Genomic DNA, 1435 nt, shown 5'->3' with positions numbered 1-1435 from the left:
AATAAAAAAAGGGTTAGCTTCAATTAATGACTTATTTTCATTTCTTGAGAATTATAAAAACAATATTGAAGACATATCTAAATACTCTTGTGAAATTACACTATTAAATAGTTTAATAAAAAAAATCCAGAAAGAAATATATTGAATTTGTAAATTGTGATGAAAATTTAACACCTTACGAAATTGATGATATTAGCATGCAAATGTTTAGGGTTGAAGCGATTAGAATTATGATTAATTCTGTATCATCTGCTTTTTATAAAAAAATCATAATGATATTAAAAATGGAGTATTCAAAAGCAAAGATATTATTTCAAAAAAGTGATTCCTACTTATTATGTAAGGCATTAAAAGAGTTTGATAAAATATTTGGATACAGAAATAAAGAAGTTCTTAAACTAGAAGTTGAAGGCTCCCATTATATAAATAATTTAATGGATATGCTATGGATTGGCATTCATGGTAATGGTAATAAAGATAACCCTCAATATTCTAAGACATTTTTTGGTGATTATGCATATAAACGAATATCTGAAAATTATCGACGTGTATTTGAAAACAAAGAGAATAAAGAAAAGTTAACTATATTATATCAAGAATTTCAATTGCTTGCCGACACTATATCTGGGGTGACGGATAGCTATTTAATTTCATTACATAATGAGCTTAAACCACTTTATGATGAGCAATTTGAAAAAAACGGCTTTAGTTATATACTAATTCATTAAATATCATAAAATTGATAAGATAATAAAATGAGTATATCGCGCCAATTCACAACAAATAGAGAGCGCTTAAGTGGTAAAGTTTTTCGTTTTCTTTTATGAAGAATCGTTAAATAACACCGCGCTTTCTTTGATTATGAATAAAGTAAATTTATTTGATTCATCAAATATTTATGCTTTCGGTGGTGTTGTGCGTGATATCGAATTACACAATACGCCTTCAGATATTGATCTCGTGTTTAATGGTGATAGAAACGATTTTACCCGTCTTTTAGAATTCTTAAGTAGCGAGAGACTAACTAAAAAATAAATTTGGTGGATTTCGTATAGAAACCAATATGTTAGATATTGATTTTTGGCATTTTGAAGATACTTGGGCATTTTCAAATGATAAAGGTTGAAAATGTTAAATAACAGTATTGATAATATATTAAAAAACAACTTTTTTTTAATTGGGATGCAATATTATTTAGATTTTAAAAAACAAGATGTGATTTGCAGTAGGTATTATTACTGTAATTTAAATAATAGATATTTAGATATAAATTTATCTGATAATCCTAATTCTATTGGTTCTTTTTCCAGAATTATAAAAAATATTTTTTATAATAATGCCAATCATTTATCTCATGAGATCCTCGATTATTTATATAAATCATTTATAGATTATCATTTATCTGAAATTAAAGATTTTTACCTATATAAAAATA

The 1435-nt window shown here is 25.2% G+C and carries 3 protein-coding genes; all 3 read left to right on the top strand.

What is annotated here, in order from left to right; genetic code table 11:
* Positions 1-197 precede the first annotated feature (197 nt).
* A complete protein-coding gene (locus BHE89_RS17135) occupies positions 198-728 on the top strand; it encodes a hypothetical protein (RefSeq protein ID WP_128860661.1) in 531 nt (176 codons plus the stop codon).
* A 70-nt stretch (positions 729-798) separates the two neighbouring features.
* Complete coding sequence (locus BHE89_RS17130) at positions 799-1035, top strand: nucleotidyltransferase family protein (protein ID WP_128860660.1); 237 nt, start codon at positions 799-801, stop codon at positions 1033-1035.
* A gap of 93 nt (positions 1036-1128) precedes the next feature.
* On the top strand, positions 1129-1435 hold a 307-nt coding region (locus tag BHE89_RS24400; protein ID WP_216081022.1), incomplete at its 3' end, for a hypothetical protein.

The sequence above is a fragment of the Shigella sp. FC1967 genome (assembly GCF_001743005.1).
Classification (GTDB): domain Bacteria; phylum Pseudomonadota; class Gammaproteobacteria; order Enterobacterales; family Enterobacteriaceae; genus Proteus.
The sequence above is the reverse complement of the archived record's forward strand: the minus strand, read 5'-3'. Positions and strand labels throughout refer to the sequence as shown.

Bases quoted from the DNA above. Each gene is read 5' to 3' on its own strand.
- BHE89_RS17135 (WP_128860661.1), top strand. From the start codon at position 198: ATGCAAATGTTTAGGGTTGAAGCGATTAGAATTATGATTAATTCTGTA.